Origin of the sequence: Streptomyces sp. CC208A, assembly GCF_030010625.1 — a bacterium.
In the GTDB taxonomy this organism is placed as follows: domain Bacteria; phylum Actinomycetota; class Actinomycetes; order Streptomycetales; family Streptomycetaceae; genus Streptomyces.
The window spans coordinates 19,620-41,039 of record NZ_JASCXN010000018.1; the positions used below are offsets into that span (position 1 = coordinate 19,620).

Annotated in this window: 18 protein-coding genes; 13 read left to right on the forward strand and 5 right to left on the reverse strand. The window is 72.7% G+C overall.

Annotated elements, in window-relative coordinates:
• Positions 1-173 precede the first annotated feature (173 nt).
• From QK442_RS20015 to QK442_RS20055, 9 genes are all read left to right on the forward strand, one after another.
• Positions 174-1,496, forward strand: coding sequence for an SUMF1/EgtB/PvdO family nonheme iron enzyme (locus QK442_RS20015; protein ID WP_282695354.1), 1,323 nt, complete (start codon positions 174-176; stop codon positions 1,494-1,496).
• A complete protein-coding gene (locus tag QK442_RS20020; protein WP_282695355.1) occupies positions 1,496-2,902 on the forward strand; it encodes an MBL fold metallo-hydrolase in 1,407 nt (468 codons plus the stop codon). The genes QK442_RS20015 and QK442_RS20020 overlap by 1 nt, the downstream gene beginning before the upstream one ends.
• Positions 2,899-3,912, forward strand: coding sequence for an alpha/beta hydrolase-fold protein (locus QK442_RS20025; RefSeq protein WP_282695356.1), 1,014 nt, complete (start codon positions 2,899-2,901; stop codon positions 3,910-3,912). The genes QK442_RS20020 and QK442_RS20025 overlap by 4 nt, the downstream gene beginning before the upstream one ends.
• A complete protein-coding gene (locus tag QK442_RS20030; RefSeq protein WP_282695357.1) occupies positions 3,900-5,741 on the forward strand; it encodes an asparagine synthetase B in 1,842 nt (613 codons plus the stop codon). The genes QK442_RS20025 and QK442_RS20030 overlap by 13 nt, the downstream gene beginning before the upstream one ends.
• Positions 5,680-6,783, forward strand: a complete 1,104-nt coding sequence (locus QK442_RS20035; protein WP_282695358.1) for a hypothetical protein — start codon at positions 5,680-5,682, stop codon at positions 6,781-6,783. The genes QK442_RS20030 and QK442_RS20035 overlap by 62 nt, the downstream gene beginning before the upstream one ends.
• Complete coding sequence (locus QK442_RS20040; protein WP_282695359.1) at positions 6,780-8,207, forward strand: aldehyde dehydrogenase family protein; 1,428 nt, start codon at positions 6,780-6,782, stop codon at positions 8,205-8,207. The genes QK442_RS20035 and QK442_RS20040 overlap by 4 nt, the downstream gene beginning before the upstream one ends.
• A gap of 5 nt (positions 8,208-8,212) precedes the next feature.
• Positions 8,213-9,361, forward strand: a complete 1,149-nt coding sequence (locus tag QK442_RS20045) for a GntG family PLP-dependent aldolase (protein ID WP_282695360.1) — start codon at positions 8,213-8,215, stop codon at positions 9,359-9,361.
• Positions 9,358-9,819 carry a pyridoxamine 5'-phosphate oxidase family protein gene (locus tag QK442_RS20050; protein WP_282695361.1) on the forward strand — a complete coding sequence of 154 codons (462 nt, stop codon included), beginning with the start codon at positions 9,358-9,360 and terminating at the stop codon, positions 9,817-9,819. The genes QK442_RS20045 and QK442_RS20050 overlap by 4 nt, the downstream gene beginning before the upstream one ends.
• Before the next feature lie 171 nt (positions 9,820-9,990).
• Positions 9,991-11,742 (forward strand): FAD-dependent monooxygenase, encoded by a 1,752-nt coding sequence (locus QK442_RS20055; RefSeq protein ID WP_282695362.1) that lies wholly within the window; start codon positions 9,991-9,993, stop codon positions 11,740-11,742.
• 135 nt (positions 11,743-11,877) lie between these two features.
• Here the strand turns inward: QK442_RS20055 and hemG are convergent, their stop codons facing one another.
• From hemG to QK442_RS20070, 3 genes are all read right to left on the reverse strand, one after another.
• Complete coding sequence (hemG, locus tag QK442_RS20060; RefSeq protein ID WP_282695363.1) at positions 11,878-13,362, reverse strand: protoporphyrinogen oxidase; 1,485 nt, start codon at positions 13,360-13,362, stop codon at positions 11,878-11,880.
• Between the two features lie 128 nt (positions 13,363-13,490).
• Entirely contained in the window at positions 13,491-14,951 is a 1,461-nt protein-coding gene (locus QK442_RS20065; RefSeq protein WP_282695364.1) for an FAD-dependent monooxygenase, read from the reverse strand.
• 43 nt (positions 14,952-14,994) lie between these two features.
• Positions 14,995-16,461: an FAD-dependent monooxygenase gene (locus QK442_RS20070; protein WP_282695365.1), complete on the reverse strand. Its 1,467-nt coding sequence runs from the start codon at positions 16,459-16,461 to the stop codon at positions 14,995-14,997.
• Between the two features lie 178 nt (positions 16,462-16,639).
• On the opposite strand from QK442_RS20070, the gene QK442_RS20075 reads away from it, so the two are divergent.
• From QK442_RS20075 to QK442_RS20085, 3 genes are all read left to right on the forward strand, one after another.
• On the forward strand, positions 16,640-17,410 hold the full coding sequence (locus QK442_RS20075) for an SDR family oxidoreductase (RefSeq protein ID WP_282695366.1): 771 nt from the start codon (positions 16,640-16,642) through the stop codon (positions 17,408-17,410).
• A gap of 37 nt (positions 17,411-17,447) precedes the next feature.
• Positions 17,448-17,723, forward strand: a complete 276-nt coding sequence (locus QK442_RS20080) for a phosphopantetheine-binding protein (RefSeq protein WP_282695367.1) — start codon at positions 17,448-17,450, stop codon at positions 17,721-17,723.
• 90 nt (positions 17,724-17,813) lie between these two features.
• Complete coding sequence (locus tag QK442_RS20085; protein ID WP_282695368.1) at positions 17,814-18,692, forward strand: NmrA/HSCARG family protein; 879 nt, start codon at positions 17,814-17,816, stop codon at positions 18,690-18,692.
• Between the two features lie 8 nt (positions 18,693-18,700).
• Here the strand turns inward: QK442_RS20085 and QK442_RS20090 are convergent, their stop codons facing one another.
• Together QK442_RS20090 and fabG are read right to left on the reverse strand one after the other, a co-directional pair.
• Complete coding sequence (locus tag QK442_RS20090) at positions 18,701-19,318, reverse strand: DsbA family protein (protein WP_282695369.1); 618 nt, start codon at positions 19,316-19,318, stop codon at positions 18,701-18,703.
• 38 nt (positions 19,319-19,356) lie between these two features.
• Entirely contained in the window at positions 19,357-20,142 is a 786-nt protein-coding gene (gene fabG, locus QK442_RS20095) for a 3-oxoacyl-ACP reductase FabG (protein WP_282695370.1), read from the reverse strand.
• A gap of 218 nt (positions 20,143-20,360) precedes the next feature.
• On the opposite strand from fabG, the gene QK442_RS20100 reads away from it, so the two are divergent.
• Positions 20,361-21,392 (forward strand): methyltransferase, encoded by a 1,032-nt coding sequence (locus QK442_RS20100; RefSeq protein WP_282695371.1) that lies wholly within the window; start codon positions 20,361-20,363, stop codon positions 21,390-21,392.
• The last annotated feature ends 28 nt before the right edge of the window (positions 21,393-21,420 follow it).

The window sequence follows — 21,420 nt, forward strand, 5'->3', positions numbered from 1 at the left end:
GACGCGCAGCAGGAGACCAGCAAGTGGTAATTCGCTGACGCAGCGAATTGCGCATGCATGACGCGTACCGCGCCGCCCGTACGGAACTCGGTTCCGTACGGGCGGCACGTCGTCAGAGAGAGGTTGAAGTGGTAGGAAATCGCGTTTCGCAGGTCATTGACATTCCCGCCGACATGCTGGTGATCGACGACTCCACCGACGACCGCTACTGGGCGTCGGTCGAACGCGTCGTCGCCCTGGCCGGCGAGAAGGGCCGTACCACCGACGGCATCCCGCTCCTCGCGAGCATCGCCGTCTCGCACCCCGAGTGGCCCGTCCGCGCCGGCGCCGTCCGGCTCCTCGCCACACACCACTCGGGCGACGAGGCCGCCGACACCGCCGTGGCCGCCGCCACCCACGACACCGTCGACTGGGTCGCGTTCACCGCGCTCAAGGTCATCACCGAGCACCGCATCGACGCCGCCGTCCCGGACCTCATCCGGATCTCCGGCTGGCCCAGCAACTTCACCCGCCCCGACTGGGCCCGCAAGCCCGTCGGCTGCGGCGCCGCACTCACCAAGCGCGCCCTCATCGCCGTCTTCGGCACCAAGGACCCCGTCGAGCTGCGCCGCCTGGAGGACGAGTACTTCTCCGAGATGCGGTCCAGGATCGCCGCCGCCCGCAAGCGTGCCCGCCGTCACGAGGACGTCGTCCTCGTCCCCGCCGGCCCCGCGATCATCGGCGCCGACGAGCAGCCCGACGCCTTCCGCATGGCCCAGGACGACACCGTCCTGCGCGCCGTCGACGTGCCCGCGTTCCTCATCGACCGGACCACCGTCACCAACGCCCGCTACCGCGAGTTCCTCGAAGAGGTCGGCGACTCCGGCGAGTTCGACCACCCCGACCAGCCGCTGGAGCGCTCGCACCGCCCCGCCCACTGGCACGATCCGCGTTTCAACGCCCCGGACATGCCCGTCGTCGGCATCGACTGGTACGACGCGTACGCCTTCGCCGCCTGGGCCGGCGGCATGCTTCCCAGCGAGGTCCAGTGGGAGAAGGCCGCCCGAGGCGTCGACGGCCGCCGCTTCCCCTGGGGCGACGACTGGGACCCCGAGCGCGTCAACTACGTGGAGCTGTCCTTCGGTCAGGCCGTCGCCGACCTGGACTCCCTCGAAGCGCTCCTCGTCACCGTCGAGCAGGGCGAGAACCCGGCCCACCCCGTGCTCGCCGCCGACGCGCTGCCCGAGGGCGCCAGCCCCTACGGTGTCCTCCAGATGTCCGGCAACGTCTGGGAGCTCACCCGCACCAACTTCTACACCGGCGAGGACATGGACCCCTTCTTCAAGGGCCGCCACCCGCTGGACTTCATGAACCGCAAGGAAGCCTTCCACGTGCTGCGCGGCGGCACGTTCACCTCCCCGCCGGCCTGCCTCACCACCTTCTACCGGGGCAAGGACCTCATCACCGACCGGCACATGGAGGTCGGCTTCCGCTGCGTGTACGAGGCGGACGACTGATGCGCCTCACCTCCCTCGGCCACGCCGCCGTCCTCGTCGAGACGGGCCAGGAGCGGATCCTCTTCGACCCGTGGCTGACCCAGCGCCTCGACCGCTTCTGGGAGCACCACCCGCCCCTGGAGGACGACCTCGTCCGCAGGGTCCTCGACGAGGGCGTCGACTGCGTGGTCCTCAGCCACCATCACTTCGACCACCACCACTACCCCTCCCTCGGCCTCCTCGTGGACGGCGCCGACGTCGACTTCGACGACAGCCCCCGCCAGAGCACCGGCGTCACCTGCTTCTACCCGGCCGGCCCCGTGCCGCCCACGCTGACCGCCTCCGGCCTCGGCCACCAGGCGATCTCCTGGACCCTGCGCCGCCTCGGCTTCGAGCGGCTGTGCCCGGTGCGGCCCGGTGACACCGTCACCCTCGGCGGGGCGACCCTGCGGACCTTCCCGTCCGCCGTCTCCTTCCCCGAGATGAGCGTGCTCGTCGAGACCGCGGACGCGGCCGTCATGATCTGCGGTGACGCGCTCCTGCACGAGGCGACCGTCGAGGCCTTCCGGCGCGAGGACGCGCCGAGACTCGACCTCGCGCTCGTCCCCACGCACAGCATCTCGCCGCCCGGCGTCCTCACCGAGCGCCGCCCGCTCACCGACCCGGAGGGTGTCCGCGCCCGCGCCGTCGCCAACTTCGACCGGTACGTGGACTCCCTGCCGGCCGCCCTGACCGTGCCGTCCTCCTTCGGCTGGCGCGTCAGCGGCGACACCGACCGCGACTACGACTGGTGCAACCGCACCATGTTCCCGTTCACCCCGGCCGAGGCCCTCGCACGCCTCACCGAGCGGGGCCGGGCCGGCCTCCTGTGGGGCCCCGGCCAGGTCCTGGAGGTCGGCGGAGGGAAGGCCGGCCTCGTCGACGGGCCGACCGCCCCCGACGCGTACGACTTCGACGAGGTCTACGCCGCCGTCCGGCTCGACCCGGAGACGCCGGTCCCGGCCTTCGACCCCTCCCTCGACCGCTACGGCAGGCAGACCCGGTCCGCCGAGGAGCTGCTCCGCGAACTCCTCGACCTGCTCGTCGCCACCGACTACTGGTACCGGGCACTCGACGACGGCGCCGGACGGCACGTCGTCTCCCTGTACGAGGACAGCGGCGACGAGACCTCCTACCTCCTCGACCCGGTCGCCGGCCGGGTGACGAAGCTCGGCGCGGGCCCCGCCCGCTCCCACGTCACCCACGCCGAGGGCTGGACCGAGATGGCCGCGAGCACCCTGGAGGCCATGCTCGGCGCCGACCTCCTCTTCGGCAGCTCCTTCGGCCTGTGGGCGAGCGACGGCGTCCTGCTGTCCGCCGTCTTCCACCACCCCTCGTACTACACCCGCCACGTCGAGCGGGAGCTCCGGGAGGCGAGCCGGTCGTGAGCGACTTCCCCGAGACCGTGGTCTTCGAGCACGAGAGCGACTGCCTGCGCGGCAACCCGCTGGGCGACCCGCACACACGCCGGGTCGAGGTGCACCTGCCGCCCGGGTACGACGGCGTCCGCCCGTTCCCCGTCGTCTACTGGCTGCCCGGCTTCGGCGCCCACCCCAGCCTCGCCGGCAGGGCCCTCGCCTTCGGAACCACCGTCGCCGACCGGCTCCGCACGGCCATGGGCGACGGCCGGGTGCCGCCCGCCCTGCTCGTCGTCCCCGACGGCACCACCTCCTACGGCGGCTCCCAGTACATCGACTCCGCCTCCTCCGGCCGTTACGCCGGATACCTCGCCGAGATCGTCGCGGCGGTCGACCGGCGGTTCGCCACCCGCCCCGAGCCGCGCTGGCGCGCGATCGGCGGCAAGTCCAGCGGCGGTTACGGCGCGCTGATCGCCGGCATGACCTCCGACCTCTTCGGCTCGGTCGTCGCCTGCTCGCCCGACGCCGGCTTCGAGCACAGCTACCTGCCGCTCCTGCCGCGCACCCTCGACACCGTCCGGGCCGCCGGCGGTGTGGACGCGCTGCTCGCCCGCCGCGCCACCGGCCCCGTCGACGTGCCGTTCATGGTCGCCATGAGCATCATCGCCATGGGCATGTGCTACGCCGAGGACGCCCGGACCAGCCCGTCCGACGCGCTGCCCTGCGACCCCGGGACCGGTGTCTTCCGCGACGAGGTCTGGCAGCGCTGGCTCGCCCACGACCCCGTACGCATGCTGGACGAGCACGCCGAGGCGCTCACCCGCCTCGACCACCTCCACCTCAGCGTCGGCGAACGCGACGAGTACGGCATGCACTGGGGCGCCCGTGCCCTGCACGCCGCCCTCGACGCCCACGGCGTCCCGCACCACTACAGGGAGCACGAGGGCGGCCACCACGGCATCGAGCACGTCTTCACCGACGCCCTCGCCGGCCTGTGGCGCGTCTGGTCCGAGAGGACGGTCGGCACATGTGCGGTATAGCGGGCTTCGTCAGCCTCGACGGCCGGCGCGACGCCGCCTGGCTCGACGCCCTGGGCCGCACCATGACCGAGGCGATGGCCCACCGCGGCGAGAGCTCCTGCGCCCCGTACGTCTCCGAGTGCGGCACGGTCATGCTGTGCGCCACCCGACTCGCGATCCGCGACCGCTCCCACGCGGGCGACCAGCCCATGGCCGACCCCACCGGACGGATCGTCCTCGTCCACAACGGCGAGGTGTACGGCTCGCGTTCGCCGGCACCGCCGCTCTGGCCGCGCCGCACCACCTGCGACACCGAGTTCGTCCTCCAGCAGGTGTGCCGCGAGGACGAGCCCGGCCAGGCGCTGCGGCCCCTCGACGGCATGTTCGCGCTCGCCTGGCACGACACCACCACCGGCCGGGTCGTCCTCGCCCGTGACCACTTCGGCGTCAAGCCGCTCTTCTACGCCCACGTCGACGGCGGCCTGATCTTCGCCTCCGAACAGGGCGTGCTGCTCCGCACCGGCCTCGTCGAGGCCGAGGTGGAGCCCGAGGAGTTCGTGCTGCGCTCCTGGATCCGGATGGACGCGGCCGACGACCACACCTGGCTGCGCGGGGTCCGGTCGCTCCAGCCCGCCGAGTACCTGGTCGTCGACCGGCCGCGGCTGCGTACCCACCGCTACTGGAAACCGTCCCCCGTCGACGATCCCATCGAGGCCGACGAGATCAGGGCGGCCTTCGACCGGGCGATCGAACAGCGCTCCGTCTCCGACGTACCGCGCGCGGCCGTTCTCAGCGGCGGCGTCGACAGCACCGCGATCGTCGCCGGCCTCACCGCGCGGGGCATCCCGCTCGACGGCTATGTGCTCCGCTACCAGGACGGCATCGGCGGCTCCGGCGACGACGTCACGTACGCCACCGGCGTCGCCGAACACCTCGGCGTCCCGCTGACGGTCTGCGACCTCGACCGGAACACGGCCGCCGGACTCGTTCCCCTCCTGCCCACCCGGCTGATGCGCCCGCTGCTGCACGGTGCCGAACTCGCCATGCACCACCTGTACGGCACGATCGCCGCCGACAGGAACGTGGTCGTCTACTCCGGGCACGGCGCCGACGAGCTCTGGGGCTACCAGGACGGCCGCTACTTCCCCGTCGTCGACCCGTACGCGCCCACCTACATCCATGGCCGGCACTACCTCACCCACCGGCTGCACGCCGACGAACGGCCGGTGTGGGCCCGGCTCGTCACCTGGATGGCCCAGGAACTCGGCGTCGACATGAACGAGGTCGCCGACCGGGTCTGGGCACGCACGATGGACGAGTACCGGGCCATCAAGACGGCGTCCCCGCTCAAGCGCGGCCGGCACCACCTCATGCGGCGCTTCCTCGTGTACGTCAACGACATGGTCGACGTCACCTCGGCGACCTACACCCTGGAGGACCGGCCCGTCTTCCAGGACGTCGCCCTCGCCGAGCTGGCCTTCCGCTGCCCCGAGCACCTGAAGGACTCCAACAGGCCCGGCACCCACAAGGGCCTCCTGAAGGACGCCCTCGGCGACCTGCTGCCGGAGCCCGTGCGGCACCGCCGCAAGCAGGGCTTCCCCAGCCCCGCCGACCCGGGCTACGTCCGTCGGCTGACCGAACTCGCCGAGGACCTGGGCAGCCCCTTCGGACTGCCGTCCCTCCCGGCCGGAATCCGGGCCGAACTCGGCGTCGGCGAATGGATGTTCCTGGCCTCCACCTCCGCCTGGCTCGGCCACCTCGCGGAGTTCAGAACCGAATCGAGGAGTCATGGTGAGCAGTTCCGTCCCGCACTGGCGCCCGCGGGTCCTGGCGAGCGCGTCCGGCCTTGACCCGGTCCCCCCGGCCATCGAGGAGGAGCGGGCCCAGGAGTGGTGCCCCTTCGTGCTGTGGCGGCCCACCGCCCTGCCCGAGGGCTGCGACACCTCCGTCGGGACCCTCCGCCGCGAGGCGCCCCCCGGCCGCGTCGCGGCCGAGGGCCGCAGCCCCTGGAGCGACGCCAACCCCGCCGGGTACCGCACCGAGATCTCCGGTGGCGGGCGGCGGCTGCGCCTGAAGCAGTTCCTGTACGACTGGGCCTTCCCCGCCGCCGACCACCCCTGCCTGTGGGGCGGCGAGACCCGGCCGTACGAGATCGGCGACGGCCGGGTGGCCTGGCTCGGCACCGACTACATGGAGCACCGGGCCGGCAGTGCCCGCCTCGCCGGTACGACTGTCGAACTCTCCGTGCTGGAAGGCGAGTTCACCGACGAAGAGCTGGTCGCCCTCTACTCCGGACTGCGCCCCGCCGTACCCGGGGCGGTGCCGCGCGTCCTCGCCACGCCGTTCTCGGAGCTGAGCTACTGGGCCCGGCACCCGGCCGAGATGGTCTCCGTGCCCACCGGCCCGTACCACTTCCACCGGCGCGGCAAGGAGCACGAGGGCGACTGGATCCCCTCGGAACGGGTCACCGCCTTCCTCACCGAGCAGGGCCTCCCCGTCACGGTCGGCTCCTTCCGCGCGAACAGCGCCGCCACCTTCGGCGACGGCGACACCGTCCGCGAGCTGGAGGTCGTCTACACCACGCCGACCGGCGAAGAGCTGCGCCTCACCGCCCAGAAGACCGGCGGCGGTCGTCTGGAGTTCCCGCCGAGGCGTGACAAGCACCCGGCTGTGGAAGAACTCCACACCCTCGCCGACGGCCGCCCGCTCCACCTCGCCCACCTCAGCGCCGAGTACGGCGCCTGCGACGCCTTCTGGCAGCACCCCGACGGCTACGACCTCCGCCTCCTCGGCAGCGCCCACGCGGGTATGGGCCGCGATCCCTTCCTCGCCCTCGCCGCCGCCCTCGACGCGGAGCTGCGCCTGGCGGGCCACGCGGAGGTGCTGGGATGACGGAGGTCCTGGACGCGCCGCCCGAGGCGGGCAGGGCCGTGCTCGACCCCGCCACCGGGCGGGAGATCGTGCGCGTCGCCGACACCGACGCGCACGGCGTCGACCAGGCCGTACGGCGTGCCGAGGCCGCGTTCCTCGGCGGCTGGGGAGAGACCGCGCCGGGGGAGCGGTCCGCCCTCCTGCGGAGGCTCGCGGACCTCATCCGGGACGACCTGGAGGAACTCGCCGCCCTGGAGCGGAGCACCGCGGGAAAGCCCACCGCCCGCGCCCTCGGCGAGGTCGGCTTCGCCGCCCGGGTCGCCGACTGGTTCGCCGCCGTCGCCCGCCACCCGGTGGGGGAGACCCACCCGGCCGGACCCGGCATGCGCACCTACACCGACCGGGTGCCCGTCGGCGTCGTCGCCGCCGTCGCTCCCAACAACTACCCTCTGCTGCTCGCCGTCTGGAAGATCGCCGCCGCCCTCGCGTACGGCAACACGGTCGTCGTGAAGCCCGCACCCGAGACGCCGCTCTCGCTGCGCCGACTCGTCGACCGCGCCGCCGACGGGCTGCTGCCCGAGGGCGTCCTCACCGCCGTGTACGGCGGCGCCGACACCGGCCGGGCACTCTGCGACCACCCGGCCGTCGGCGCGGTCACCTTCACCGGCTCCACGACCGCGGGCCGCGAGGTCGCGCGCCGCTGCGCCGACGGCCTCAAGCCGGTCTCCCTCGAACTCGGCGGCAAGAGCCCCGTCGTCGTCTTCCGCGACGCCGACCTCGACGCCGCCGCGCGCGCCGTCGTCACCGCCTTCACCGGCAACACCGGCCAGATGTGCGTGGCCGGCACCCGGCTGATCGTCGACCGGGCCGTACACGCCGAGTTCGTCGCCCGCGTCGCCGCCCTCGCCGCGGAGCTGCGTGTCGGCCGCCCCGAGGACCCGGCCACCGACCTCGGCCCGCTGATCAGCCGGGCCGCCGTCGACCGCACGGCCACGGTCGTGGCGGAGGCCGCGGCGCGCGGGGCGCGGGTCGTCCTGCCGCCCGGTGCCGTCTCCGTACGCCACGACCTCGACGGCGGGTTCTACGTCCACCCGGTCGTCCTGGACGGGGTGCCGGCCGACTCCCGGGCCTGGCGCGAGGAGATCTTCGCGCCCGTCCTGTCCGCCGTCGCCTTCGAGACCGAGGCCGAGGCCCTGGCGCTCGCCCACGACTCCGCGTACGGCCTGTCGGCCTCCGTCTGGACCTCCGACTCCGGGCGGGTCGAACGGTTCGCACGAGCCCTGCGCGCCGGCATGGTGTGGATCAACACCTGGGGCGACACCGAGGAGACGGTCAGCGTCGGCGGCCTCGGCCAGTCCGGATACGGGCGTGAACTGGGCCTCCACGCGGTGGAGGGATACACCAGGCCGCGCGCCGTCTGGGTCGCTCACCGGCCGGGGCGGTAGCCGTGGTGACCGGCGCCCCCGTACCCGTACCGGATCCCCGACTGGACTTCCGCAGCGACACCCGGACCGTCCCGGACGAGCGGATGCGCGCGGCGAGTGCCCTGGCCGAGGTCGGTGACGACGTGTACGGCGACGACCCGACGGTCGCCGAGCTCGAAGCCCGTACCGCTGAACTCCTCGGCACCAAAGCCGCGTTGTTCGTGCCCACCGGCACCATGGCCAATCTCCTGGCGCCCCTCGCGGCCTTCCCCGACCCGGCCGGGATCCGGGTGGTCGTCGGGGCCGACAGTCACATGGGGTTCCTGGAGGCCGACGGGCTGCGGCGGTTCGGCGGCCTCACCCTCGTCACGGTCGAGCAGGACGAGGACGGACTCCTCGACCCCGACCGCCTGGAGGCGCTGCTCGCCGCCGGAGCCGGCCGTCCCACCGTGGTCTGCCTGGAGAACACGAGCATGATGCGCTCCGGCAACGCCCTGGACGAGGCCGCGACCCGCTCCGTGGCCGACCTCGCCCACCGGTACGGCGCCCACTTCCACCTCGACGGGGCCCGGCTCGCCCACGCGGCCGTCGCCTTCGGCGTCCCGCCCGCGGTGCTCGCCGCACCCGCCGACAGCGTCGCCTTCTCGGTGTCCAAGGCCCTCGGCGCACCCGTCGGCGCACTTCTCGGCGGCGGTCGCGCGTACGTCGAGCGCGCCCGCCGGCTGCGCACCGGGCTCGGCGGCTCCCTGCACCAGGCCGGGACGGTCGCGGCGCCCGCGCTCGTCGCCCTCGGGCGGCTGCCGGAGCTGGCCGCCGACCACGCGACGGCCGCCGCGCTCGCCGCCGGCCTCCGGGCCGTACCCGGCGTCGAGGTGCTGAGCCCCGCGCACCCGACGAACATGGTGATGGCACGGATCCCGGGGCTCGGCCCGGACGCCTGCGCGGCGGGCCTCGCCGCACACGGCGTGCGCGTCCTGCCCCTCCCGAACGGACACGTGCGTTTCGTGACGCACCGCGCACACGGCATGATCGGTGTGCGTGAGGCCGTGGGGGCGTCGGCGGCCGTGGCGGCCGCCGTGCCCTCGTACCGGCGGGACCCCCAGGACCGAAAGACCCCCAGGAGCGAAGAACTCCCCGGCCGGGGAGGCTCCCTGACAGTGATGGAGGAAGCATGACGGACGTGGCGGCACCCCGGACGCTGGAGGAGCGGCTCAAGGACACCCGTACGCGCCTGGAGAACGACGTCGACCTGTGGCTGTCGACGGCGGGCGCGGACGGTGGCGGGGTCCACCTCGTTCCGCTCTCGTTCCTGTGGGACGGCTCCACGATCCTCGTGTCGACCCCGCGCGCCTCGGTCACCGGGCGCAACATGCTCGCCGACGGCCGGGTGCGGATCGGCATCGGCCCGACCCGCGACGTGGTCATCGTCGACGGCGTGGCGGAGCCGGTCGACACGGAGGAGCTCGGCAAGGAGACGGGCGACGCCTTCGCGGCGAAGACCGGCTTCGACCCGCGCGAACTGAAGGATCCGTACCAGTACTTCCGCATTCGCCCGCGGCGCGTGCAGGCCTGGCGCGAGGCGAACGAGCTGGCAGGACGCGGCCTCATGCGCGACGGTGCCTGGCTCGGCTGAGGCCCTGCCCGGCCGCGGCGTCCCCGCGCCCCCGAGGACTCCGTCCCCGCCGGCCGTGTCACCCTCCTGACCGGCCGCGCGGAGGCGGAGTCCAGCTGTTCTTGACCGGAGCTGCAGAGTGCCTTGCCAGGCTGCGTGGGCAAGGCATCCGTCATTTCTGGAAGGGCGAACATGGAAGCAATCGAGGTTCCGGTCTTGATCGTCGGTGGTGGCGGATGCGGTCTGTCCGCCTCCGTCTTCCTCTCCGACCAGGGCGTCGATCATCTGCTGGTGGAGCGCCACTCGGACACGTCGAGGATTCCGAAGGCCCACTATCTCAACCAGCGCACGATGGAGATCTTCCGTCAGCACGGGATAGCGGACGACGTCCTCGCCGAGGCCGCGCCGCTGGAGCTGTTCGGCAAGGTGCGCTGGATGACCACGCTCGCGGGCGACGGGCCGATGGACCGCCGGCTCATCCACGAGATGGACGCCTTCGGCGGCGGTGAGCTGACGGAGACGTACGCGGCGGCCGGCCCGGTCCTGCCGGCCAAGCTGCCGCAGATGTGGCTGGAGCCGATCCTCAAGCGCCACGCGGAGGAGCGCAATCCGGGACGCGTCCTCTTCGGCCACGAGGTCACCACCTTCTCCGACGAGGGCGACCACGTCCTCGCCGAGCTGCGGAACGTCGAGAGCGGCGAGACCACCACGGTCAAGGCCAAGTACCTCATCGGCGCCGACGGCGGGAAGTTCGTCGGCCCGAAGGTCGGCATCCGCATGGAGGGCCCGCCCGGTCTGGTCAACACCACGACCGCGTACTTCTCCGCCGACCTGTCCGAGTGGTGGGAGGAGGGCACGCTCATCACCCACTTCCTCAGCCCGGAGGACCCGGACCTCTCCAGCAACCTCATCGAGATGGGGCCGAGCTGGGGCAAGAAGTGCGAGCAGTGGGGCCTTCACTTCGCCCCGGGTCCGCCCGGACGCTGGGACGCCGAGACCGTCGTCCCGCGCATCCGTGAGCTGCTCCGCATCCCGGACCTGGAGATCACCGTCCACAAGGTCACCGACTGGATCGTGGACGCGATCCTCGCCGACCGCTACCGCGTGGGCCGGGTCCTCATCGCCGGCGACGCCGCCCACAAGCAGCCGCCGGCCGTCGGCCTCGGCCTCAACACCGGTATCCAGGACGCGCACAACCTCGCCTGGAAGCTGGCGGCCGTCCTCAGCGGCCAGGCGCCGGAGAGCTTCATCGACACGTACGAGGCCGAGCGCCGGCCGATCGGCCGCCAGAACGTCGACTGGGCCGTCTCCGCCGCCCAGCACCACCAGACGGTCATCGACGCCATCGGTGCCGGCCACAACATCCCGGCGGGCCTGCGCGGCCGGCGTCTGGCGGCGTACTTCGACCAGTCCTGGCTCGGCGACACCACCCGGGCGCGCGCTCTGGAGATCTTCCACACCCACCGCGGCGGCTGCCAGTCGCTCGACATGGAGATCGGCTTCGGTTACGAGGAGGGCGCGCTCGTCCCCGACGGCAGCGAGCCGCCGGTCCGCGTCCCGATGCGCAACGAGCACACGCCCACCTCCCGCCCCGGCCACCGGCTGCCGCACGCCTGGCTCGCCAAGGACGGCGAGCGTCTCTCCACCCTCGACCTCACCGGCACCGGCGGCTTCACGCTGATCGTCGGCGCCGAGGGCGACGCGTGGGCCGAGGCGGCGGCCCGGGCGGCCGAGAAGTTCTCGGTGCCCGTCACCACGGTCCGGGTCGGCGTGGACGGCGCGTACGAGGACGTGGACGGCGGCTGGGCGGCCGTCCGCGGGATCGGCGAGGCCGGCGCGCTCCTGGTCCGTCCCGACCAGCACGTGGCCTGGCGCGGCACGGACGGTGCCGAGGACGCGGAGCGGGTCCTGGCGGAGGTGTTCGCGACCGTCCTGGACCGCTGACGCCCGGCCCGTACGCGTGACGAGAGTGTCCGCACCCCGAGGGGTGCGGACACTCTCGTCACGCGTACGTTTCTCCGGGCACGGGGAACGGGCATGGGAAAGCCCGGAACGAGAGCTCGTTCCGGGCGGACCTCCTCAGACGGCCGCCGTGACCGGCCGGGCCGCTTCGCCCTTCTTCGCCAGCCAGGACAGCACCTCGTCGGCGGCCTTGCGCGCGGTGGCCATGCAGACGCCCACGCCCACGCCGTCGTACAGCGCGCCGCACACCGCGAGACCCGGCTGGGCCGCCACGGACTCCCGGATGCGGCTCACCCGGTCCAGGTGGCCCACGGTGTACTGCGGCAGGGCGTCCTGCCAGCGGCTCACCCGGGACTCGACGGGGACGCCGGTCACGCCGGTCGCCTCGGCGAGCTCCGCCGCCGCCACCGCGACGAGCGAGGCGTCGTCCCGGCCCAGGACCCATTCCTCGCCGAGGCGGCCCAGGAAGCAGCGGACGATCTCCACCTCGCCGGCCAGATGAGGCCACTTCACCGTGGTGAAGGTGACCTCCTTGACCAGCTTCCCCTCCACGGCCGGCACCCGGTACGCCGAGTAGCCGCGGCCGGAGAGTCCGCCGCCGGGGAAGGCCGACTTCGGGTACGCGAGGGTGACCACGGCCACGCTCGCGTACCGCACCTCGCTCAGGGCCTCGACGGCCGCGCCGGCCGTCGGGACGCCGGCGAGCAGGCTGCGCGCCGGTCCCGCCGGGGTGGCGAGGACGACCGCGTCGGCCTCGATCAGCTCCGGCGCCTCGGCCGGGCCGACCGTGATCCGCCAGCCGTCGGCGGAGCGCGCCAGCGCGTGGGCCGGGGCGTCGGTACGGAAGACGGTGCCGGGGGCCGCGGCGAGCGTCTCCCGCACGACGGCCTCGGGCAGCGAGCCGAAGCCGCCCTCGAGGGTCGCCACGCTCACCGGCGGCGGCTTCTCGCCCGGGGCGAGGACCGGCACCAGGGCGCTCGCCGCGTCCGCGAGGGAGGCCTGGTGCCGGGACGCCTTCGCCAGCGGAGTCAGCGTCGCCTCGAAGGAGAGGTCTTCGGCGCGGCCGGAGAACACGCCCGCGAGGAAGGGCTCGACGAGGCGGTCCACGACCTCCTTGCCGAAGCGGCCCCCGACGTAGTCGGCGACCGACACGTCCCCGTCCCGGTCGAAGGAGGGCAGGAACAGGTCCTGCCGGGCGCGCTCGACCCCCTCCTCGGACAGGACGCCGGACCGGGCCAGGTCCTCCATGTCACAGGGCACGCCCATGAACTGACGGTCCGGCTGATGCCGGATCTCGCCCCTGGTCCAGATCGCGGAGGCGGTCACCCCGGCCGACATGATCCGCTCGCCGAGCCCGGCGTCCTTGATCAGACCGGTGGTCTTGCGGCGGTTGGCGTACAGCGACTCCGCGCCCTCGTCGACGGCGACACCCGCCACCTCGGAGACCTTCAGCTTGCCGCCGAGCCGGTCCGACCCCTCCAGGACCGTGACCCGCACCGGCTCGTTCCGCAGATGGAACGCCGTCGAGAGGCCCGCGATGCCACCCCCGACGACGACCACGTGCGGCATGCCGGTCGCCTGATCCCGTTCGCTGCCAGCCATTCCACCAGCTCCTTCATGGTTACGGTGTCGTAAGCCGCCCCGGGCGCCGCGATCGGCGCCGGGGCAGATGTGTCGGCAGTCTCGACGGGGCTCCCCGAACCCCGGTCGAGACCGGCTGGACCGTCGCCCTACCGCCGCTGGGCGGTGCCGAACCAGCGGGCGAGGGTGTCGGTGAGTTCGTCGACGGTGCCGGGGGAGGTCCAGGCGACGTAGCCGTCGGGGCGGACGAGGACGGTGTCGAGGGCGGGTTGGGGGGTCTGGGTCCAGGTGCCGGTGACGAGGTCGAGGCGGTCGTGGAGTCCTTCGGCGAGGCGGGCGTGGTTCGGGTCGGTGGTGATGAGGAGGCCGTGTCCGGTGCGCAGGAGGTCGGCGACGCGGGTGGTGGTGCCGTCGGTGAGGGTGAGTTCGCGTTCGGGGGGCATCCGCAGGCCGAGCAGGGGGTGCTCGCCCTTGCCGAGCGCGTAGCGGACACCGAGGTTGCTCAGCATTCCCGCCAGGTGCTCGGCGGCGCTCTCGTGGCGCACCAGCTCTCCCACGATCTCGCGCACCGGGTCCATGTCCTCGCCGGTGAGCCGCAGTTCGATCGCGGCTCGCGCGTTCCGTGCCAGCTGCTCGCCGACCGGGCGCCGTTCGGCGTCATAGGTGTCGAGCAGCCCCTCGGGCGCCCAGCCCCTGACCGTGGCGGCCAGCTTCCAGCCGAGGTTGACGGCGTCCTGCACGCCCACGCTCAGGCCCTGGGCCATCGCCGGCGGCTGGACGTGCGCGGAGTCGCCGGCCAGGAGCACCCGGCCGCGCCGGTAGGCGGCGGCGGAACGCGAGGCGTCGGTGAAGCAGCTGAGCCAGCGGCACTCCCCGTGGTGCAGGGACTCGCCGGTGAGCCGCTGCCAGGCGTCGGCCAGATCGGTGTACGTGAGGGAGGCGCGGTCGCGCGGCGCCGTGCCGGCCTCGTGGACGACGAGGCGGGTGACGCCGTTCTCCAGGTCCATCGCCATGATCATGCTGCCGCCCGGCAGGTTCTCGCCGATGCGCCGCTTGCGGGTCTCGACGCCGGTGACGTCGGCGGTGAGGAAGCCGCGCCGGCCCTCGGTGCCGGGAAAGTCGATCCCGGCCAGCTTGCGGACCAGGCTGCGCCCGCCGTCGCAGCCGACGAGGTACGCGGCGGTCTCCTCGGCCGGGCCGTCGGGGCCGGTCACGCGGACGCGTACGGCCTCGTCGGTCTCCTCGAAGGCGGTCACCTCGTGGCCGCGCCGGATCTCCACGCCGAGCCCGGTCACCCACTCCCCCAGCACCCGCTCGGTGCGGAACTGCGGCACGCCCCGGAGCCCGTAGTGGTCCTCGGCCAGCGGGGCGAAGTCGATCGGCACCCCGCCGAAGTGCGCGTCGGCGGGCTCGGTCGGGCCGAGGCCGCTGAGGAGTCCGCGCTGGTCGAGGCATTCGGCGGCGCGCTTGGTGATGCTGGCGCCGCGCGACTCGCGCACGGGGGCCGGCAGGCGTTCGTAGACGACGACGTCCGCGCCGCCGAGCGCGAGTTCGCCCGCCAGCATCAGGCCGACCGGGCCCGCTCCGACGACGATGACATCCCTGGGCATGCGTGTGCTCCTTGTCGGTTCCTTGGTTCCGCGGGGGTGCCGGTCACCGCTGGGCGGTGCCGAACCAGCGGGCGAGGGTGTCGGTGAGTTCGTCGACGGTGCCGGGGGAGGTCCAGGCGACGTAGCCGTCGGGGCGGACGAGGACGGTGTCGAGGGCGGGTTCGGGGGTCTGGGTCCAGGTGCCGGTGACGAGGTCGAGGCGGTCGTGGAGTCCTTCGGCGAGGCGGGCGTGGTTCGGGTCGGTGGTGATGAGGAGGCCGTGTCCGGTGCGCAGGAGGTCGGCGACGCGGGTGGTGGTGCCGTCGGTGAGGGTGAGTTCGCGTTCGGGGGGCATCCGCAGGCCGAGCAGGGGGTGCTCGCCCTTGCCGAGCGCGTAGCGGACACCGAGACCGCTGACGATTCCCGCGGCGTGCTCCGCCGCTTCCTTCCGGGCCAGCAGTTCGCCCATGACCTCGCGCACCGGGTCCATCTCCTCGCCGCTGAGGTAGATCTTCCCCGCGGCACGGGCGTTGCGGATCAACTCCCGTCCTGCCGGGCGCCGTTCCGCGTCGTAGGTGTCGAGCAGCCCCTCGGGCGCCCAGCCCCTGACCGTGGCGGCCAGCTTCCAGCCGAGGTTCGCCGCGTCCTGGAGGCCGGCGCTCAGGCCCCAGGCCGCCAGCGGGGGGATCTCGTGGGCGGCGTCGCCCGCCAGGAGGACGCGGCCGCGCCGGAACTCCTCGGCCAGGGCGGCGGAGTTGCCGGTGGCCCACAGCCACTGCGGCTCGGCGTCGTGGATGGACTCGCCGGTCAGCCGCTGCCAGGCGTCCGCGACCTCGGTGAAGGTCAGCGTCTCCGTGTCCGGGTTCGCGGGCAGCGCGAGGTCGTGGACGACGACCCGGAAACGGCCTTCGCCGACCGGGGTGCACACGACCATGGAGCCGCCGGGGAGACGCTCGCCGATCGGACGCGGGCGCAGGGCGACCCCGGTGATCTCGGCGGTGTACATGCCGCGGGTGGCCGCCCAGCCGGGGGCCGCGATGCCGGCGAGCCGCCGGACGGTGCTGCCCACGCCGTCACAGCCGACGACGTACGCGGCGGACTCCTCTCCCGGACCCTCGGGGCTGTCGTACGAGACGACGACGGCGTCCTCGGTCTCCCGGAGCCCGGTCACCTCGCGGCCGCGCACCACCGGCACGCCGAGGTCGGCCAGCCAGTCGGCGAGCGCCTCCTCGGTCCGTGCCTGGGAGAGGCCGAGGACTCCGCTGTGGTCCTCGTCGAGCATGCCGAGGTCGAAACGGACCCCGCCGAAGTGGCCCATCGGGCCCCAGCGGAAGGCGCCGATCCGGTCGAGCACCCCGCGCTGGCCGAGCGATTCGGCGGCGCGGCGGTTGAACCCGAGGGCGCGGGACTCCCCGGAGGGGGCGGGCTCTCTGTCGTAGACGGCCACGTCCACCCCGCCGAGGCGGAGTTCTCCGGCCAGCATCAGGCCGACCGGTCCGGCCCCGACGACGATGACGTCAATATTTTTCATGTGAGGTGAAGCTACTCAGCGGACTGTCCGGTCGCAATGAAAGGAAAAGCGCGCGCGAGGGGAGGGCGTTCGACTGCGGAATGCACCTGCTTGAACGTCGATTCTGAACGGTTGAACGCTGGGGCCGATGGCAATGTCGGAGGTGCTCCCGTGTTTTGCCTCTTACTACCTTCACCGCATGAGTAATTCGGTCCCCGAGAAAAGGGAGAGGGGCAGGGACGTGCCGGTCGAGAAGATCGCCTTCGTCACGGGCGCCAACAAGGGCATCGGCTTCGCCGTCGCACGGCAGCTCGGTGAGCGGGGGGCCGTCGTGCTCGTCGGCGCCCGCGACGAGGCCCTCGGCAAGCAGGCCGCTGACGCCCTCGTCGCCGACGGTGTCACCGCGGAGGCGGTGGTCGTCGACGTGACCGACCCGGCCTCCGTGGCCGAGGCCGCCGCCACGATCGAGCGGCGCCACGGACGTCTGGACATCCTGGTGAACAACGCCGGCATCGCCGGCCGCTTCACCGGTACGGCCCCCGAGGCGACCGCCGCCGACCTCCGTGAGGTCTACGAGACCAACGTCTTCGGCGTGGTCACCGTCACCGGGGCGATGCTGCCGCTGCTGCGCCGCTCCCCGGCCGGCCGGATCGTCAACCTGTCGAGCCACGTCGGCTCGCTGACGCTCAACGCGGACCCGGACTCGCCGCTGGCCGGCCTCGACATGATCGCCTACCAGTCCTCGAAGACAGCGCTCAACGCCGTCACCGTCGCCTACGCCAAGGCGCTGCGCGACACGGCGATCAAGGTCAACGCCGCCCTCCCGGGAGTGGTGGCCACCGACATCAACCACCACCGCGGCCACCGGACGCCCGCCGAGGGCGCCGGGATCGCGGTCCGGCTCGCCCTCCTGGACGAGACCGGCCCGTCGGGCGCCTGCCTGGCGGACGAAGGCCCCGTTCCGTGGTAGCGCGGAACGCACCCACACCATCCACACGGAAAGAGGCATGACCGTGCAGCAGATCACGATCGACGACCTCCAGACCATCATGTTCCAGTGCGCCGGCGAGGCCGAGGACACGCTCTCGCTCGTGGAGGCGCCGGACCGTTCCTTCGAGGACCTGGGCTACGACTCGCTGGCGCTCCTGGAGACGTACAGCCAGCTGGAGCGGGACTTCGGCATCGAGCTGTGCGAGGACGAGCTCGGCGACATAGTCACCGCGCGGCAGCTGGTCGACTTCGTCAACTCGCTGCTCCAGCTGAAGGTGATGTCGGCGGCCTGACCCCGCACCACCCGTACGGCCCTTACTGCGTGCAGGACCCGATGTCGCGCCGGACGAGGAACCGGCGGACCACAGACATGGAGACGGACAGTGGCGGTTGAAGAGACGATCCTGGTGCTGGGTGGCACCGGCCGGCAGGGCGGGGCGGTGGCCCGCGAGCTGCTCCGCCGCGGGCACGCGGTGCGCGCGCTCGTCCGCGACCCGGCCAAGGACGAGGCCAGGGCCCTCGCGGAGGCGGGTGCCGTGCTCGTCCGCGGCGACCTCGACGACGAGGCCTCGCTGGCGGCGGCGATGGACGGCGTCCACGGGGTGTTCAGCGTCCAGACCTTCCGCGGCCCCGGCGGCTGCGAGGCGGAGGAGCGCCAGGGCAGGGCGGTGGCCGACGCGGCCGTACGGGCCGGGGTGAGGCACTTCGTCTACAGCTCGGTCGGCGGAGCGGACCGGGACACCCGGGTCCCGCACTTCGAGAGCAAGCTGCGGATCGAGGAGTACCTGAGGTCGCTCGACCTGCCGCTGACGGTGCTGCGGCCGGTCATGTTCCACGACATCCTGCTGGACATCGCTCCGCGCCGGGTCCAGGACGAACTGGTCCTCGCCATGTGGCTGGACCCGGAGACCTCCGTGCAGCTCATCGCGACGAGCGACATCGGCGTCTTCGCCGCGGACGCCTTCGAGGACCCGGAGGGGTGGCTCGGCAGGACGGTGGAGATCGCCGGCGACGACCTGACCGGCCCGCAGATGGCCGCGGCCTTCGAGGCGGTCTCCGGAATCCCGACCCGCTTCCAGCAGCTCCCCATCGAACCGCTGCGCGCGGCCCGTGAGGACCTCGCCAACATGTTCGACTGGTTCGAGCGGGACGGTTACCGGGCCGACCTGCCGGCACTGCGCGGCCGGCACCCCGACCTGGTCTCCCTGGAGAGCTGGCTGGCCGAGAACTGGACGGCTCCGACGGCCGGGGCGCACCACTGACCGGGCCCTCAGGTGAAGCGCGGATCGCGCGTGCGGGTCCGCTTGAGCTCGAAGAAACCGTCGGTCCCGGCCACGGCGAGGACGCCGTCCCAGAGCCGTACCGCGTCCTCGCCCCGTGGGACGGGAGTCACCACGGGGCCGAAGAACGCCACGTCGCCGACGGCGAGGACAGGAGTGCCGACATCGGTGCCGACCCGGCCGATGCCCTCGTCGTGCGAGGCGCGCACCGCGCCGTCGAACGCCTCGGACCCGGCCGCCTCGGCCAGGCCGGGATCGAGGCCCGCGGCGGCCAGCGCCGCCGCGTAGGTGACCCGCTCCTTGGGCGCCTTGTCCAGGTGGAAGCGGGTGCCGAGCTCGGTGTAGAGCCGGCCGAGAACCTCGGAGCCGTACCGCTCCTCGGCGGCGGCGCAGACCCGTACGGGCTCCATGCGCAGCGCCAGGTCGCGATGCCAGCGCTCGTCCAGGTCGGTCCGTCCCTCGTTGAGGACCGTCAGGCTCATGACGCGCCAGCGCACGTCGAGGGGCCGGTGCGCCGCGACCTCCAGGACCCAGCGGGAGGTCAGCCAGGCCCAGGGGCAGGTCGGGTCGAACCAGAAGTCCACCGGCGTCGGGGGGGTGTGCGGCACGTCGGCCTCCTTGGTGTCTCTGCCGTCTCGGGGGGGGGTCAGAAGTTGCCGAGGCCGCCGCAGACGTTGAGCGCCTGTGAGGTGATGGAGGCGGCGGTGTCCGAGGCCAGGTAGCCGACGAGACCGGCGACCTCCTCCGGCGTGGAGTAGCGGCCGAGCGGGATCTTGGCCTGGAACTTCTCCAGGATGGTGTCCTCGGAGGTGTCGTACGCGGCGGCGTAGCCCTGGCGGACGCGCTGGGCCATCGGCGTCTCGACGTACCCCGGGCAGACGGCGTTGACGGTGATGCCGGTGGGGGCGAGCTCGTTGCCGAGGGCCTTGGTGAAGCCGACGACGCCGTGCTTGGAGGCCGAGTACGGGGCGCCGAGGACGACGCCCTGCTTGCCGGCGGTGGAGGCGATGTTGATGATCCGGCCGCTCTGCTTCTCGCGCATGCCGCCGGTGGTGAGGACGGCGCGGGTCACCAGGAAGACGCTGGTGAGGTTGGTGTTGATCACGTCGTACCAGAGCTCGTCGGAGATCTCCGCGGTCACGCCGCCGCCGCTGCGGCCCGCGTTGTTGACCAGGATGTCGATCGTGCCGTAGCGCGCGACGGCCGCCTCGACGAGACGTGTGACGTCCTCCGGCCTGCTGACGTCGGCGGCCGTGCCGTCGACGTCGTAGCCCTCCGCGCGCAGCTTGCCGACCGTCTCGGTGACGTTCTCGACGTTCCGCGAGCAGATGAAGACGCGGTGGCCCTGGCGCGCGAAGTTCTCGGCGACGGCCAGGCCGATGCCGCTCGTGCCGCCGGTGACCAGCGCTACCTGCTGTCCCTTGTCCGCCATGACGCCTGCTCCTTCTCGGGGTGTATGTGGTGCCGGGACAACCTGGCAAGGGAGGCAGGATTCCCGGTCGAGACGAGGTGGAGGTGGTGGCGTTCAACCGCCCGAATTCTTCGGTTGAACGTTCAAGTCAACACATTCAAAAAACCATGGTTGCGGGCCCGAGAAGTGCCGACCTATCGTCCAGGAATCCGCGAAAAAGGCACTTTGAAAGGAAAGCCATGCCCGCTACGCCCGAGGTTCGTGACCAGTCGGATTCCTACGCGCTGCTCAATCTCATCCAGGGTGCGGTCATCACCCAGGCCCTTTCCGTCGCGGCCAGGCTCGGTGTCGCGGACGTCCTCGCCGACGGCCCGCTCGCGGTCGAGGAGATCGGCAAGCGCGTCGGCGCCGACGCCAAGTCGGTCCGCCGCCTGCTGCGCGCCCTCGCCGGCCACGGCGTCTTCGCGGTCCGCGAGGACGGCTCCTTCGAGAACACCGCCCTCTCCGACAAGCTTCGCGAGGACGCCCCGGACACCATGCGCGGCTTCGCCGTGCTCATGAGCCACCCCTTCCTGCACGAGGAGTGGGGCCACCTCTTCACGACCGTCGAGACCGGCGAGCCGAACCTGCCCAAGCTGCGCGGCATGGGTGCCCTGGACTTCTTCCACGCCAACCCCGAGTACGCGCAGGTCTTCTTCCACGCCTTCGGCGGCCTCTCCGAGTCCGAGACCGCCCCGCTCGTGGAGGCGTACGACTTCTCGCAGTTCGACACCGTCGTCGACGTCGTCGCCGGCCGCGGCAACCTGCTCGCGGGCATCCTCCAGAAGGCGCCGAACGTCAAGGGCGTCCTGTACGACTCCGAGGTCGCGACCGTCGACTCCCAGGCGTACTTCGAGGCCGCCGGCGTCGCGGACCGCTTCACCATCGAGCACGGCGGCTACCTCGACAAGCTGCCCTCGGGCGGCGACGCGTACCTCTTCAAGCACATCATCCACGACTTCTCCGAGGAAGACGCGATCACGGCGCTGAAGAACGCCCGTGAGGCGATGGGCCCCGACGGCAAGCTGCTCGTCATGGAGTACGTCCTCCCGGAGGGCAACGACCACCACCTCGGCCAGGCCATCGACCTCTGGCTGATGCTGATGCTGGGCGCCCAGGAGCGCACGCTCGACGAGTACCGCGAGCTGTTCGCGAAGGCCGGCTTCACCCTCACCCGCGCCGTCCCCACCTCCGCGCCGATCTCCATCATCGAGGCCGTCCCCACCGTCTGAGGCCGATCCGGCCGAGCCGGTCCGTCCG

Bases quoted from the DNA above. Each gene is read 5' to 3' on its own strand.
- QK442_RS20015 (WP_282695354.1), top strand. From the start codon at position 174: ATGCTGGTGATCGACGACTCCACCGACGACCGCTACTGGGCGTCGGTC.
- QK442_RS20080 (WP_282695367.1), top strand. From the start codon at position 17,448: ATGACCGTGCAGCAGATCACGATCGACGACCTCCAGACCATCATGTTC.
- QK442_RS20040 (WP_282695359.1), top strand. From the start codon at position 6,780: ATGACGGAGGTCCTGGACGCGCCGCCCGAGGCGGGCAGGGCCGTGCTC.
- QK442_RS20075 (WP_282695366.1), top strand. From the start codon at position 16,640: ATGAGTAATTCGGTCCCCGAGAAAAGGGAGAGGGGCAGGGACGTGCCG.
- QK442_RS20055 (WP_282695362.1), top strand. From the start codon at position 9,991: ATGGAAGCAATCGAGGTTCCGGTCTTGATCGTCGGTGGTGGCGGATGC.
- fabG (WP_282695370.1), bottom strand. From the start codon at position 20,142: ATGGCGGACAAGGGACAGCAGGTAGCGCTGGTCACCGGCGGCACGAGC.
- QK442_RS20100 (WP_282695371.1), top strand. From the start codon at position 20,361: ATGCCCGCTACGCCCGAGGTTCGTGACCAGTCGGATTCCTACGCGCTG.
- QK442_RS20070 (WP_282695365.1), bottom strand. From the start codon at position 16,461: ATGAAAAATATTGACGTCATCGTCGTCGGGGCCGGACCGGTCGGCCTG.
- QK442_RS20035 (WP_282695358.1), top strand. From the start codon at position 5,680: ATGGTGAGCAGTTCCGTCCCGCACTGGCGCCCGCGGGTCCTGGCGAGC.
- QK442_RS20030 (WP_282695357.1), top strand. From the start codon at position 3,900: ATGTGCGGTATAGCGGGCTTCGTCAGCCTCGACGGCCGGCGCGACGCC.
- QK442_RS20050 (WP_282695361.1), top strand. From the start codon at position 9,358: ATGACGGACGTGGCGGCACCCCGGACGCTGGAGGAGCGGCTCAAGGAC.
- QK442_RS20020 (WP_282695355.1), top strand. From the start codon at position 1,496: ATGCGCCTCACCTCCCTCGGCCACGCCGCCGTCCTCGTCGAGACGGGC.
- hemG (WP_282695363.1), bottom strand. From the start codon at position 13,362: ATGGCTGGCAGCGAACGGGATCAGGCGACCGGCATGCCGCACGTGGTC.
- QK442_RS20065 (WP_282695364.1), bottom strand. From the start codon at position 14,951: ATGCCCAGGGATGTCATCGTCGTCGGAGCGGGCCCGGTCGGCCTGATG.